Here is a 14,430-nt window from a genome sequence, read left to right on the forward strand (position 1 = left end):
CTTCTTAAACGCGGCCCATCGCGAAACCCTTCGCGATGTAGTGCCGCACAAACCAGATCACGATGGCGCCCGGTACGATGGTGAGCACGCCGGCCGCGGCCAGTGTTGCCCAGTCCATGCCCGAGGCGCTCACGGTGCGCGTCATGGTGGCCACGATGGGCTTGGCGTTCACACTGGTCAGCGTGCGCGCCAGCAGCAGCTCCACCCAGCTGAACATGAAGCAGAAGAACGCTGCCACGCCCACGCCGGCCTTGATCAGAGGCAGGAAGATGGTCACGAAGAAGCGCGGGAAGCTGTAGCCGTCGATGTAGGCGGTCTCGTCGATCTCGCGCGGGATGCCGCTCATGAAGCCCTCCAGGATCCACACCGCCAGCGGCACGTTGAACAACAGGTGGGCCAGCGCGACGGCGATGTGTGTGTCCATCAGCCCCACCGTGGTGTACAGCTGAAAGAAGGGCAGCAGAAACACGGCAGGCGGCGTCATGCGGTTGGTCAGCAGCCAGAAGAACACATGCTTGTCGCCCATGAACTGGTAGCGCGAGAAGGCATAGGCTGCCGGCAGCGCCACGGTGAGCGAGATCACCGTGTTGATGCCCACGTAGATCAGGCTGTTGATGTAGCCCGAGTACCAGGATTCGTCGGTGAAAATGGTCCTGTAGTTGTCCCAGGTGAAGTGCTGGGGAAAGAACGAAAACGAGGACAGGATCTCCGCATTCGTCTTGAAGCTCATGTTGATCATCCAGTAGATGGGCAACACGGCGAAAATCAGATAGGCGATCAGGAACAGCGACCGCTTGTGGAAGCGTTTTTCATTCATGGCCGGCCCCTTCGTTGTTGGCGGTGCCTACGCGCTGCATCCAGTTGTAGAGGATGAAGCACAGAAGCAGGATGATGAAGAAGTAGATCAGCGAGAACGCCGCCGCCGGGCCCAGATCGAACTGGCCCACGGCCTTCGTCGTCAGGTACTGGCTCAGGAAGGTGGTGGCATTGCCCGGCCCGCCGCCCGTGAGCACGAAGGGCTCGGTGTAGATCATGAAACTGTCCATGAAGCGCAGCAGCACCGCGATCATCAGCACGCCGCGCATCTTAGGCAACTGGATGTAGCGGAACACCGCGAACTTGCTGGCCCCGTCGATGCGCGCCGCCTGGTAGTAGGCGTCGGGAATGGAGCGCAGCCCGGCGAAGGCCAGCAGCGCCACCAGCGGAGTCCAGTGCCACACGTCCATCAGCAGCACCGTGAGCCAGGCCTGCGTGGCATTGCCGGTGTAGCTGTACTCGATGCCGATCTCCTGCAGCATGCGGCCCATGAGCCCGATGTCGGCGCGGCCGTAGATCTGCCAGATGGTGCCCACCACGTTCCAGGGGATCAGCAGCGACAGGGCCACCACCACCAGCACGGCCGACGACTTCCAGCCCTGCGCGGGCATGGACAGCGCCAGCATGATGCCCAGCGGAATCTCCACCGCCAGCACCGCCAGCGAAAAGGTGATCTGGCGCCACAGCGCGGCGTGCAGCTCCTCGTCGCGCATCACGGCGGCAAACCATTCGGTGCCGACGAACACGCGCCGCTCGGGCGAGATGATGTCCTGCACCGAGTAGTTCACCACCGTCATCAGTGGCAGGATGGCCGAGAAGGCCACGCAGATGATGACCGGCAGGATCAGGAACCAGGCCTTCTGGTTCACCGGCTTGGTCGTGGTGCTCATGGGGTGACCTCCGCAGCCAGCAATTGTTCGTTCTGGTAGAAGCAGGTGTGCGTTCCCAGCACCTGCAGCCACGCCGTGTCACCGGTCGATGGCAAGCGGGTCTCCGGCGCAAAGCGTGCCTTGAGCGTGTGCTCGCCCACCCGGGCGGTGAGCATCAGGTAGGTGCCGATGTCTTGCACCTGCACCACGGTGCAAGGCAAGGCGCCCGGCTGTTCTGGCTCGGCCAGGGCCAGGTACTCCGGCCGTATGCCCACCTGCAGGGCGCCTTCGGGCAGCGTGCGGCCCACGGGCGCCGCCAGGCGGTTCCCGGCCACCGAGAGGCTTGCGCCATCGCGCTGCGCGGGCAGGAAGTTCATGCCCGGTGAGCCGATGAAGTGGCCCACGAACACGTGCGCGGGGCGCTCGAACAGCGCATCGGCCGAGCCCACCTGCACGGCACGGCCGCGCGTCATCACCACCACCTGGTCGGCAAAGGTCAGCGCCTCGACCTGGTCGTGCGTCACGTAGATCAGCGTGAGCTTGAGCTCGTGGTGGATCTGCTTGAGCTTGCGGCGCAGCTGCCACTTCAGGTGCGGGTCGATCACCGTGAGCGGCTCGTCGAACAGCACGGCCGCCACGTCCGAGCGCACCAGGCCGCGGCCCAGCGAGATCTTCTGCTTGGCGTCGGCCGCCAGGCCCGCCGCGCGCTGGTTGAGCTGGCCACTCATCTCCAGCATCTCGGCGATCACGCCCACACGCTGCTTGATCTGGTCTTCGGGCACCTTGCGGTTGCGCAGCGGGAAGGCCAGGTTCTCGGCCACCGTCATGGTGTCGTAGATCACGGGGAACTGGAACACCTGCGCGATGTTGCGCTCCTGCGGGCTGGCGCGTGTCACATCGCGGCCGTCGAACAGCACCTTGCCATGCGAGGGCACGAGCAGGCCCGACATGATGTTGAGCATGGTCGTCTTGCCGCAGCCCGAGGGGCCGAGCAGCGCATACGCACCGCCGTCCTCGAACTCCATTTTCAGGGGCAGCAGCGCGTAGTCGCCGTCCTGCTGCGGGTTGGGTTTGTAGGAATGCGCCAGGTCCAGGCTGATACGTGCCATCTCAACGCCCTCCCAGGCGCGCAGGCGCCCACACCAGCGCGCCGTCGGCGCCGAACACATAGGCCTGCGCCGGGTCCAGGTGCAGCGCCAGGGGCGTGCCCAGTTCAAAGTAATGCACCCCGGTGAGCTGCGCCACCAGGTCGCCCCAGGGGGTGGAGGCATGCACGAAGGTGTCCGAGCCCGAGATCTCGGCCAACTCCACCGTGCCGTTCACGCCCACGTCGCCGGGGCGGGCGTGCACGCGCAGTGCGCTGGCGCGCACGCCCACGGTGACAGCGCCGGCCGCCGTACCCTCTGGCAGCGGGATGGACAGCGTGGCTCCGCCTTGCAATTGCACGCCTTGCGCTGCCACGGTGGCCGCGATCAGGTTCATCGGCGGGTCGCTGAAGGCACGCGCCACGCGCAGCGAATTGGGGGCATGGAACACCTCGGCCGTGCGGCCGTACTGCAGCAGGCGGCCTTCGTCGAGCACGGCGGTGTAGCCGCCCAGCAGCAGGGCCTCGCCCGGCTCGGTGGTGGCATAGACCACCGTGGACTGGCCGGCGGCGAACAGCTGGGTCAGTTCCTCGCGCAGCTCCTCGCGCAGCTTGTAGTCCAGGTTCACCAGCGGCTCGTCGAGCAGCATCAGCGGCGCGCCCTTGGCCAGGGCCCGCGCCAGCGCCACACGCTGCTGCTGCCCGCCCGAGAGCTCGGCCGGGTAGCGGTCGAGGAACATCTCGATGTGCAGGCGGGCGGCGATTTCGCGCACCCGGGTGTCGATGTTCTTTTCGCCGCGCAGCTTGAGCGGCGAGGCGATGTTGTCCGCCACCTTCATCGAGGGGTAGTTGATGAACTGCTGGTAGACCATGGCCACGTTGCGCTCGCGCACCGGCACGCCGGTCACGTCCGCACCGTCCACCCGCACGGTGCCGGCGGTGGGCGTGTCGAGCCCGGCCATGATGCGCATCAGGCTGGTCTTGCCGGCTTGCGTGGCGCCCAGCAGCACCGTCACGGCGCCGCTGTGCAGCGCCATGCTCATGCCATGGAGCCAGGTCTGCGCCCCCACCCTCTTGCTGATGCTGTCCAGTGCCAGCTGCATCACGCATGCCTTTCCATAGTGCCCCTCGAGGGGCCTGTTGTGCCAAACCGCTGACGCAAGCGCACAGCGGTCGTTTGTTTTCGATTGCGTTCATTCTTGTTCTTTTGTGATCGTTTCAAATCAAGGTTTACCCTTAACGGGTTCCTTTTTGTTCCATTTAAAGTACATCCACTACTGGCGTCCTTCTTGCTGATCCATTCGCGTGAATACCAACCCCCGACAACTCCTCCTCCTTGAAGAAGTGCGCGCGCGCAAATCCGCCAGCGTCGAACAGCTGGCCGAGACCCTGGGCGTGACCCTGCAGACGGTGCGCCGCGACGTGCAGCGCCTGGCGGAATCGGGCCTGCTCACGCGCTTTCACGGTGGGGTGCGCGTGCCCAGCTCCACCGTGGAGAACCTGGCCCACACGCAGCGCGAAACCCTGCATGCCGAGGGCAAGGCGCGCATTGCACGCGCCGTGGCCGAGCAGGTGCCCAACGACTGCTCGCTGATCCTGAACATCGGCACCACCACCGAGGCGATTGCCAAGGCACTGCTGCACCACCGCGGCCTGCGCGTGATCACCAACAACCTGAATGTGGCCGCCATCCTGAGCGGCAACCCCGAATGCGAGGTGATCGTGGCCGGCGGGGTGGTGCGCACGCGCGACCGCGGCATCGTCGGCGAGGCGGCGGTGGACTTTATCCGCCAGTTCCGCGTGGACATCGCGCTCATCGGCATCTCGGGCATCGAGCCCGATGGCTCGCTGCGCGACTTCGACTACCGCGAGGTGAAGGTGGCGCAGACCATCATTGCCCAGTCGCGCGAGGTCTGGCTGGCGGCCGACCAAAGCAAGTTCAACCGCCCGGCCATGGTGCAGCTGGCCACCTTGCAGCAAATCGACCGGCTGTTCACCGATGCGCCGCCGCCCGAGCCCTTCCCTGTACTGCTGCAGGACGCCGAGGTGATTTGCACCGTGGCCGCCTGACTTATCCTTGTTTGCCATGACCTACCTGCTCGCACTCGACCAAGGCACCTCCAGCTCCCGCAGCATCGTCTTCGACGAGCTGGGCCACATCGTGGCCCAGGCCCAGCGCGAGCTGCCGCAGATCTACCCCCAGCCCGGCTGGGTGGAACACGACCCCATGGAGATCTGGCGCACCCAGTTGGCCACAGCCCGCGAGGCGCTGCAGAAGGCGAACATCCAGGCCAGCGCCATCCGCGCCGTGGGCATCACCAACCAGCGAGAGACCACGGTGCTGTGGAACCGCAAGACCGGCCTGCCGGTGCACCACGCCATCGTCTGGCAGGACCGCCGGGCCGAACCCGCCTGCGCCGCACTGCGCGAGCAAGGCAAGGCCGGGACCATCCAGGCCAAGACCGGCCTGCTGATCGATGCCTATTTTTCGGGCACCAAGCTGCAGTGGCTGCTGGACCATGTGCCGGGCGCACGCGCGCAGGCCGAGCGCGGCGAGCTGGCCTTCGGCACGGTGGACAGCTGGCTCATGTGGCAGCTCACGCATGGCGAGGTGCATGTGACCGATGTGAGCAATGCCTCGCGCACCATGCTGTTCAACGTACACACCAACCAGTGGGACGATGAGCTGCTGGCGCTGCTGCGCATTCCCAAATCGCTGATGCCCAGCGTGCAGCCATCGAGCTCGCATTTCTGCGACGTGGCGCCCGGCCTGCTGGGCCACGCCATCCGCGTGGGCGGTGTGGCAGGCGACCAGCAGAGCGCGCTGTTCGGCCAAGCCTGCTTCAGCGCGGGCATGGCCAAGAACACCTATGGCACGGGCTGCTTCATGCTGATGCACACGGGCACCACCTTCCAGACCTCGACGAACGGCCTGCTCACCACCAGTGCGGCCCAGGCCGGCACGCAGACCGAGTTTGCGATGGAGGGCAGCGTCTTCGTGGGCGGCGCCGTGGTGCAGTGGCTGCGCGACGGCCTGCGCGCCATCTCCACGAGCGGCGAGGTCGAGTCGCTTGCCCAGAGCGTGCCCGACTCGGGCGGCGTGATGATGGTGCCGGCCTTCACCGGCCTGGGCGCCCCGTACTGGAAGCCCGATGCGCGCGGCACCATCACCGGCCTCACGCGCGGCTCCACCCTGGGCCATATCGCGCGCGCCGCACTGGAGAGCATCGCCTACCAGAGCGCCGCCCTGCTGCTGGCCATGAGCCGCGATGCCGTGGCGGCTGGCGGCGCCCCGGTGAGCGAGCTGCGCGTGGATGGCGGGGCGTGCATCAACGACCTGCTGATGCAGTTCCAGGCCGACCTGCTGGGCATACCCGTGGTGCGCCCGGCCGTGATCGAGACCACGGCCCTGGGTGCTGCCTATCTTGCAGGCCTGTCGAGCGGCGTGTACGGCAGCACGGCCGAGCTCTCGCAGCTGTGGCGGGCCGAACGGCGCTTCGTGCCCACTCTGGGCAAGGCGCGCGCGCAGGAACTCATGGAGCGCTGGGAGCTGGCCGTGCGCCAGGCCACCCTGGAATGAAGGCCCCGGAGTTCGGCGGGGCGGCTACCATCATGCCCCTGCCGTTCCCTTGTCTTCGTTCTTCCGACTGCACACCATGAGCCAGACCACCGCCTCCCCTTCCCTTCCCGTGATCGCCTTCATCGGCGGCGGCAACATGGCCAGCGCCATCATCGGCGGCCTGATCCGCCAGGGGCACCCGGCCAGCCAGATCGAGGTCGTCGAGCCCTGGGCCGAGGCGCGGGGCGCCTTGCTCAAGAACCATGGTCTGCAGGCCCAGCCCGAGGCTGGCCCGGCCCTGCAGCGCGCCCGCATCGTGGTCTGGGCCGTCAAGCCGCAGACCTTCAAGGATGCCGCGGCCCAGGCCCGTGCCCATACCGAGGGCGCACTGCACCTGAGCGTGGCCGCCGGCATCCGCTCGGACAGCATCGCCCAGTGGCTTGGCAGCGAGCGCGTGGTGCGCACCATGCCCAACACCCCGGCCCTGGTGGGCAAGGGCATGAGCGCTCTGTATGCCCGCCCCGGTGTGTCACGAGCGGAGCGCGAGAGCGTGCAGGCCATCATGGCCACCACGGGAGAATACTTGTGGGTGGACACCGAAAAACAGCTCGACGCTGTGACGGCCCTGTCGGGCTCGGGCCCGGCCTATGTCTTTTACTTTCTGGAAACCATGGCGCGCGCGGGCACGGCCATGGGCCTCTCGGCAGAACAGGCCCACCAATTGGCAGTAGGCACCTTCGTGGGCGCCTCGGAACTGGCGGCCCGCTCAGACGAGTCACCGGCCGTGCTGCGCCAGCGCGTCACGTCCAAGGGCGGTACCACCTATGCGGCCCTGCAGTCCATGGAAAAGGATGGCGTGGGCGAGGCCTTCGAGCGCGCGATGAAAGCCGCCGAGCAGCGCGCCGACGAACTGGGCAACGAGTTCGGGGCCTGAGCCCTGGAGATTGCTATTCAGTTGGCCGCCATCTGCCGCAGCAGATAGCTGCCGGCAATGCCGGCGAACACCGTTGCGCCAAGCCAGTGGTTGACGCGGAAGGCGATGAAGCAGCCTTCGCGGGTACGGTGGCGTATCAGCGTCCAGTGCCAGACACCCTGCGCCAGGGCTGCGGCCGTGGCCAGCCAGTACACCGGGCCCAGGCCATAGGGCGCCAGCGCCACGCCCCAGATGGCCAGGAACAGCAGGTAGAACAGCACGATGGCTGCCACATCGAAACGGCCCAGGGTGATGGCCGAGGTCTTGATGCCGATCTTCAGGTCATCGTCGCGGTCGACCATGGCGTACTCGGTGTCATAGGCCAATACCCAGAACAGGTTTCCCAGCCACATCCACCAGGCCACGGCTGGCACCTGGCCCTGCACTGCGGCGAAAGCGATCACGATGCCAAAATTGAAGGCAATGCCCAGCACCGCCTGTGGCATGGAAATCACGCGCTTGGAAAACGGGTAGGCAATGGCCACCAGCACGGCGGGCACGGACCAGGCGATGGCCGCCGCATTGGTGGTCAGCACCAGGCCGAAGGACACCAGCGCGAGCACGGCGCCCAGGGTCAGCGCCTCCTTGACGGAAATGGCCCCGGTGGTCACGGGCCGCGCCGCCGTGCGCTTGACATGGCGGTCGAAGTCACGGTCGGCCACATCGTTCACGCAGCAGCCGGCGCTGCGCATGAGAAAGGTGCCCAGCACGAACACCGCCAGCAGGTGCCAGCCCGGAAAACCATCCGAGGCAATCCACAGCGCGCTCAAGGTGGGCCACAGGCAGACCAGCCAGCCGGCGGGCCGGTTCCAACGGATCAGGTCAAGGTAGAGGGACAGGCGGCTGCGCGAAGGGGCGGACATGGCGAAGAAGGCGGCAAATACGGGCAATGTTGCCCGTCGGGCGGGCGGCACCGGGAATGTAGCAGCCGCGAGGACCCCACTCGCCGCGCTTGCGATGCAGGAAATGTCCTACACCGGGAATTTGTACAAACCCGTTACATTGTCCGGTTGCCCCTCACCCGGAACCCGCTTCGCATGCCCCGATCACCGAGTACCCAGGCCGCCCAGCGTTTTGCCATTCCCCGCAGCCTGATGGCGGGGTTCATCGTGGCGGCCCTGGCCACGCTGGTCATTGCCTTCGTCAACTACCGTGCGTCCGAGGTCCGGGCCGAAGCCGTGGCGGCAATGGACCGCACCTCGCAGGGCATGCGCCAGCTGTCGCTGGTGCACTCGGCGATGAAGGACCTGGAAACCGGCCAGCGCGGCTACCTGCTCACAGGCGATGCCTCGTACCTGCAGCCCTACCTGCTGGCACAGAACGTCCTGGACCGCCAGATCGCAGCCCTCAAGACCAGTACGGGCAGCAACCCGGGCCAGTTGCGACTCGTGGTCCAGATCGAAGACCTGACCAAACAAAAGCGCAGCGAACTCGCCGAAACCGTGGAGCTGCGCAAGACCGGCAACGTGGACGGGGCCATGGCCTTGGTGCGCACGGATGCAGGCAAGAACATCATGGACCGCATCCGGGACCTGGCCTCCGACCTGGCGGGCCTGCAGACCCAGGAACTGGAGGACCGCCGCCGCAATTGGGAAGAAGCGGCCGCCCTTTCGGCCTACTATTCCTGGGGCGGGTCCCTGGTGTTGCTGGTGCTGATCTGCATCTCGGCAGCCCTCACGGCGCGCGAGCACCGCCTCAAGGCGCGCCAGAACTGGGTGGTCACGGGCCTGAGCGGCCTGGCACAACAGTTGCAGGGCGACCGCCGCGTCGAAGAGATCGGCGAACTGGCGCTCGAATACCTGGCCACCTACCTCAACGCCAAGGTGGGCGCGGCCTACGCTGTTGACGAGCAGGGTGGTTTCACCCTATTCGGCGGCTACGCCCTGCCGCGCGAGCGACTGGCGCAGAAACTGATCGATGGCGAAGGCCTGGTGGGCCAGTGCGCGCGCTCGCGCGAGCTGCTGCACGTGCGCGACGTGCCGGCCAACCACCTGACCGTGTCCTCCAGCACGGGCGCGTCGGCGCCGGCCGAGTTGCTGGTGGCACCCGCCATGGAGAACGGCGAGGTGTTTGCCGTGATCGAACTCGGCTTCTACCGCGCGGTGGACGAATTCGAGCACCGCCTGTTCAAGCAGGCCTCCGAGATGCTGGCCGTGGCGATTCGCTCGGGCCAGGACCGCAGCCGGCTCGAAGCCCTGCTCGAAGAGACCCAGCGCCAGTCCGAAGAGCTGCAGGCCCAGCAGGAGGAACTGCGCGTCAACAACGAAGAGCTGGAGCAGCAAAGCCGCATCCTGCAGGAGTCGCAGGCGCAGATGGAGCTGCAGCAGACCGAACTGGAGCAGACCAATGCACAGCTGGAAGAACAGACCCAGCAGCTCGAGAACCAGCGCGAGGAGCTGCTGGCCGCCCAGTCGGACCTGACCGAGAAAGCGCGCGAGATCGAGCAGACCAGCCAGTACAAGAGCGAGTTCCTGGCCAACATGAGCCACGAACTGCGCACCCCGCTCAACTCCACCCTGATCCTGGCCAAGCTGCTGGCCGACAACAAGGCCGGCAACCTGACGGGCGAGCAGGTGAAGTACGCGCAGACCATCTCCTCGGCCGGCAACGACCTGCTGGCGCTGATCAACGACATCCTGGACCTGTCCAAGATCGAGGCCGGCCAGGCCACCATCGACATCGAGACCGTGGACATCGCGCGCGCCATGCAGGCCCTGGTCGACCCGCTGCGCCCCATCGCCGAGGAGAAGGGGTTGAGTCTGGCGCTCACCATCGATGCCAACGTACCGGCCACCATGGACACCGACGCCCTGCGCCTGGGCCAGGTGCTCAAGAACCTGCTGTCCAACGCCGTCAAGTTCACCGAGCAGGGCAGCGTGGCGCTGCATGTCTCGCACCAACCAGGCGACCTGCTGGCCTTTGCCGTGCGCGACACCGGCATCGGCATTCCCGAGCACCAGCAGGAGCTGGTCTTCGAGGCCTTCCGCCAGGCCGATGGCAGCACCCACCGCAAGTATGGCGGCACCGGCCTGGGCCTGTCGATCTCGCGCGATCTGGCCCAACTGCTGGGCGGCAGCATCGCCATCCACAGCACGCCGGGCCAGGGCAGCGAGTTCACCCTGACCGTGCCGCGCCATGCCGTGCAGTCCGACGAGCCATCCACCGGCCGTGCCTTCCAGGCCCCCCAGAGCGCCGCCAGCGCGCCGCCAGCCTCCAGGCCTGCCCGGCCGGCGCCGACAGCCCCCGCCATCCTGCCCGTGGCAGCGCGCCCCAAGGGCGAGCGCAACATCCTCGTGATCGAGGACGACGTGCGCTTTGCCAACATCCTGAACGACCTGGCGCAGGAGATGGATTTCCACTGCATCCTGGCCCACACGGCCACGGAGGGCCTGGCTGCCGCCACCCTGCACCAGCCCAGCGCCATCGTGCTGGACGTGAACCTGCCCGACTTCTCGGGTCTCGGGGTGCTCGACCAGCTCAAGCGCAACCCGGCCACCCGGCACATCCCCGTGCACGTGGTGTCGGTGGCCGACTACTCGCAGGAGGCCATGGGCCGCGGTGCCGTTGGCTACGCGCTCAAGCCCGTCAAGCGCGAAGAACTGGTACACGCCCTGCAGCGCCTGGAAGCCAAGTTCACCCAGGGCATGCGCCGCGTGCTGGTGGTGGAAGACGACGCGCGCCAGCGCGAGAGCGTGCGCGCCCTGCTGGCCAGCGACGGCGTGGACATCGTGTGCGTGGAAAACGCCACGGCGGCCCTGGACTATCTGCGCAGCAGCACCTTCGACTGCATGGTGATGGATGTGAACCTGCCCGACCTGAGCGGGTACGAGCTGCTCCAGGCCATGTCCGAGCAGGAGGACGTGTCCTTCCCGCCGGTCATCGTCTATACCGGCCGGGCCCTGACGCGCGACGAGGAACAGCAGCTGCGCCGCTTCTCCAAGTCCATCATCATCAAGGACGCACGCTCGCCCGAGCGCCTGCTCGACGAGGTGACCCTGTTCCTGCACCAGGTGGAATCCGAACTTTCGGTGGAGCGCCGGCAGATGCTGCAGGTAGCGCGCAGCCGCGACGCGGCCTTCGAGGGCCGCACGGTGCTGGTGGTGGAGGACGACGTGCGCAACGTGTTCGCGCTCTCCAGCATCCTGGAGCCCACGGGCATCTCGGTGCAGATCGCGCGCAACGGCCGCGAGGCGCTCGAGTTCCTGGAGCGCTCGGGTGGCACCGGGCCCGCCGTCGACCTGGTGCTGATGGACATCATGATGCCGGAGATGGATGGCTACACCGCCATGCGCGAGATCCGCAAGCAGCCCGCCTGGCGCAGGCTGCCCATCATCGCCCTCACGGCCAAGGCCATGAAGGACGACCAGGACAAATGCCTGGCCGCCGGCGCCAACGACTACATCGCCAAGCCACTGGACGTGGAGAAGCTGCTGTCGCTGGTACGGGTGTGGATGCCCAAGTGAGCGCCCAACCCAAGACGGCCAGGATTGCCGACATCGAGCAGCGCCTGCTGCTGGACGCGATCTACTACCGCTACCACTACGACTTTCGCGGCTACGCGCAGGCCTCGCTCAAGCGGCGCCTGCAGGCCGCGATCTCGCGCTTTGGCTGCCAGACGCTGTCGCAGCTGCAAGACAAGGTGCTGCACGACGCGACCGTGTTCCCGGCGCTGCTCGAATACCTCACGGTGCAGGTCAGCGAGATGTTCCGCGACCCGCGCTACTTCAAGTCGCTGCGCGAGCAGGTGATCCCCATCCTGCGCACCTACCCCTCGCTCAAGGTCTGGGTGGCCGGCTGCAGCAACGGCGAGGAGGTGTACTCGCTGGCCATCCTGCTGCACGAGGAAGGCCTGCTCGAACGCACCATCATCTACGCCACCGACATCAACCAGCAGGCCCTGCAGGCCGCCGAGGCCGGCGTGTTCGACCTGGCGCGCGTGGCCGCTTTCACCGAGAACCATGCACGCTCGGGCGGCAAGACCTCGCTGTCGGACTACTACTCGGCCGGCTACGGCCGGGTGGTGTTCGACCGTGCGCTGCGCAAGCAGGTGGTGTTTTCCGACCACAGCCTGGCCACGGACACGGTGTTTGCCGAGGTGCACCTGGTGTCCTGCCGCAACGTGCTGATCTATTTCGAGCGCGAGCTGCAGAACCGGGCGCTGGGCCTGTTCAAGGAGGCGTTGTGCCGCCGGGGCTTCCTGGGCCTGGGGTCCAAGGAGTCGATGCGCTTCACCGAGCAGGCCCCGGCCTTCGACGACTTCGTGCTCGAAGACCGCATCTACCGCAAGAAGGTGGGCATATGACTACCGCAGCCCCGGTGTACCCGCACGGGCCGCGCGCATTCGATGCCATCGTGATCGGTGGCTCCGCGGGCGCCATCGATGCCATCTCCACCATCCTGCCATCGCTTCAGGCGCAGACCTGCGTGGCGGTGCTGGTCACGCTGCACCTGCCGCGCGAGGCACCCAGCCTGCTGCCCGAGATCTTTCGCCCGCGCTGTGCGCTGCGCACGGCCGAGGCGCAGGACAAGGAGCCCATCGAGGCCGGCAGCGTCTACTTTGCCCCACCCGACTACCACCTGCTGGTGGATGCCGGTCCGCAGCTGGCGCTGTCGGTCGATGCGCCCGTGCACTTCTCGCGCCCGTCCATCGACGTGCTGTTCGAATCGGCGGCGGACATTTATGGAGGGCGTTTGATTGGTATGCTCCTGTCCGGCGCCAACCACGATGGCGCCCGTGGCATGGCCGCCATCGGCGCTGCAGGGGGGCTCTGCATCGTGCAGTCCCCCGCAAGCGCCGCCATGTCCGCCATGCCCCAGTCCGCGCTGGACCTGATGACGCCGCACCACATCCTCCCCCCTTCGGAGATCGCATCCCTGCTGACCGAACTGCAAATGCGGAGAATCCTGTGAGCCCCACCCTTCTGCACCCACAGCCACCGCCCGCCGAGCGCATCAAGTGCCTGGTGGTGGACGACGTGCCCGAAAACCTCGTGGCCGTGGAAGCCCTGCTGCACAGCGACAGCATCGAGGTGCTCAAGGCCCAGTCGGGCCCCGAGGCACTGGAGCTGCTGCTGTTGCACGGTGACGTGGCGCTGGCCCTGCTGGACGTGCAGATGCCCGAGATGAACGGGTTCGAGCTGGCCGAGTTGATCCGCGGCAGCGAGCGCACCCGCCATATCCCCCTGATCTTCATGACCGCCGGTTCGCGCGACCCGAACTGGCAGTTCCGTGGCTACGAAACGGGGGCCGTGGACTTTCTGTACAAGCCCATCGATCCGCAGATGCTGGCGTCCAAGGCGGGCGTGTTCTTCGAGCTGTTCCGCCAAAAGCGCAGCCTGGCACGCGAACTGCGCGAGCGCACCGAGGCCCTGCGCATCAACGAAATGTTCATGGCGGTGCTCAGCCATGACCTTCGCACGCCGCTGATGGCCATCGGCGCGGCGGCCACGGCGCTGCAACGCCAGCCCCTGGCGGCGGACAGGGCGCAGGCACTGGCCGGCCGCGTGCTCAGCAGCAGCCAGCGCATGGCACGCATGATCGAGGATCTGCTGGACGTGACGCGCATCCGCCAGGGCACCGGCCTGGCGATGCGCATGGCCCCCGTGGACCTGCATGCCGTGCTGCAGCGCTCGCTGCAGGAGATACGCACCAGCTTTCCCAACCATGTGATCAGCACCAGCGACCAGGGAAATCTGGCCGGCATGGGGGACGAGGAGCGCCTGTGCCAGCTGGCCATCAACCTCATCGGCAATGCGGTGCACCACGGCGATCCTGCGGTGGCGATCCATGTGGCACTTGATGGCACCGACACGGACACTGTCACCCTGACGGTGACCAACGGCGGCACCATTCCGCCGGCCCTGCTTCCGCAGTTGTTCAGCCCGTTCCGGGGGCGTGACCAGGAACCGGGGCGCCACCAGGGCCTGGGGCTGGGCCTGTTCATCGTGCAGCAGATCGTGCGCTCGCATGGCGGCCGGATCGATGTGCAGTCCGAAGACGGCACCACGCGCTTCCATGTGGTTCTGCCGCGCTGCGGCGCTGCGGCTGCGGGCTGATCGGACGACTACCCGCGCCGGCAGCGCAGGAAATCAGAGGCTGGGGATTTTTTGGCCGTGTCCGCAGGGCGCGT

General features: G+C 66.9%; 12 protein-coding genes. 7 read left to right on the top strand and 5 right to left on the bottom strand.

The features are described 5' to 3' along the window. Positions 1-4 precede the first annotated feature (4 nt). From ACSQ3Y_RS31540 to ACSQ3Y_RS31555, 4 genes are read right to left on the bottom strand one after another with little or no spacing between them, the layout of a single operon-like run. Positions 5-817, bottom strand: a complete 813-nt coding sequence (locus ACSQ3Y_RS31540) for a carbohydrate ABC transporter permease (protein WP_057268556.1) — start codon at positions 815-817, stop codon at positions 5-7. Beyond that, entirely contained in the window at positions 810-1,706 is an 897-nt protein-coding gene (locus ACSQ3Y_RS31545) for a carbohydrate ABC transporter permease (RefSeq protein WP_436179984.1), read from the bottom strand. Before ACSQ3Y_RS31545 ends, ACSQ3Y_RS31540 begins: the two co-directional genes overlap by 8 nt. After that, positions 1,703-2,794 carry an ABC transporter ATP-binding protein gene (locus ACSQ3Y_RS31550; protein ID WP_436179985.1) on the bottom strand — a complete coding sequence of 364 codons (1,092 nt, stop codon included), beginning with the start codon at positions 2,792-2,794 and terminating at the stop codon, positions 1,703-1,705. Before ACSQ3Y_RS31550 ends, ACSQ3Y_RS31545 begins: the two co-directional genes overlap by 4 nt. A gap of 1 nt (position 2,795) precedes the next feature. After that, positions 2,796-3,872, bottom strand: a complete 1,077-nt coding sequence (locus tag ACSQ3Y_RS31555) for an ABC transporter ATP-binding protein (RefSeq protein WP_436179986.1) — start codon at positions 3,870-3,872, stop codon at positions 2,796-2,798. A 202-nt stretch (positions 3,873-4,074) separates the two neighbouring features. Between ACSQ3Y_RS31555 and ACSQ3Y_RS31560 the strand changes: the two genes are divergently transcribed. From ACSQ3Y_RS31560 to proC, 3 genes are all read left to right on the top strand, one after another. Beyond that, positions 4,075-4,839, top strand: a complete 765-nt coding sequence (locus ACSQ3Y_RS31560; RefSeq protein ID WP_305744633.1) for a DeoR/GlpR family DNA-binding transcription regulator — start codon at positions 4,075-4,077, stop codon at positions 4,837-4,839. A 16-nt stretch (positions 4,840-4,855) separates the two neighbouring features. Next, positions 4,856-6,349 carry a glycerol kinase GlpK gene (gene glpK, locus ACSQ3Y_RS31565; RefSeq protein WP_436179987.1) on the top strand — a complete coding sequence of 498 codons (1,494 nt, stop codon included), beginning with the start codon at positions 4,856-4,858 and terminating at the stop codon, positions 6,347-6,349. Positions 6,350-6,425: 76 nt separating this feature from the next. Next, a complete protein-coding gene (gene proC / locus ACSQ3Y_RS31570; protein WP_436179988.1) occupies positions 6,426-7,262 on the top strand; it encodes a pyrroline-5-carboxylate reductase in 837 nt (278 codons plus the stop codon). 17 nt (positions 7,263-7,279) lie between these two features. Here the strand turns inward: proC and ubiA are convergent, their stop codons facing one another. Continuing rightward, positions 7,280-8,164 (bottom strand): 4-hydroxybenzoate octaprenyltransferase, encoded by an 885-nt coding sequence (gene ubiA, locus ACSQ3Y_RS31575; RefSeq protein WP_436179989.1) that lies wholly within the window; start codon positions 8,162-8,164, stop codon positions 7,280-7,282. Between the two features lie 174 nt (positions 8,165-8,338). Here ubiA and ACSQ3Y_RS31580 point away from each other — a divergent pair, with 174 nt between their 5' ends. From ACSQ3Y_RS31580 to ACSQ3Y_RS31595, 4 genes are read left to right on the top strand one after another with little or no spacing between them, the layout of a single operon-like run. Then, a complete protein-coding gene (locus ACSQ3Y_RS31580) occupies positions 8,339-11,764 on the top strand; it encodes a response regulator (RefSeq protein WP_436179990.1) in 3,426 nt (1,141 codons plus the stop codon). After that, the gene (locus ACSQ3Y_RS31585) at positions 11,761-12,603 is read left to right on the top strand and encodes a CheR family methyltransferase (RefSeq protein ID WP_436179991.1); all 843 of its coding nucleotides are present in this window, start codon (positions 11,761-11,763) and stop codon (positions 12,601-12,603) included. The genes ACSQ3Y_RS31580 and ACSQ3Y_RS31585 overlap by 4 nt, the downstream gene beginning before the upstream one ends. Then, positions 12,600-13,211: a chemotaxis protein CheB gene (locus ACSQ3Y_RS31590; RefSeq protein ID WP_428003259.1), complete on the top strand. Its 612-nt coding sequence runs from the start codon at positions 12,600-12,602 to the stop codon at positions 13,209-13,211. The genes ACSQ3Y_RS31585 and ACSQ3Y_RS31590 overlap by 4 nt, the downstream gene beginning before the upstream one ends. Continuing rightward, positions 13,208-14,356, top strand: coding sequence for a hybrid sensor histidine kinase/response regulator (locus tag ACSQ3Y_RS31595; RefSeq protein WP_436179992.1), 1,149 nt, complete (start codon positions 13,208-13,210; stop codon positions 14,354-14,356). Before ACSQ3Y_RS31590 ends, ACSQ3Y_RS31595 begins: the two co-directional genes overlap by 4 nt. Positions 14,357-14,430: the final 74 nt, after the last annotated feature.

Origin of the sequence: Acidovorax sp. LjRoot66, from assembly GCF_964253305.1 — a bacterium.
Taxonomy (GTDB): domain Bacteria; phylum Pseudomonadota; class Gammaproteobacteria; order Burkholderiales; family Burkholderiaceae_C; genus Acidovorax.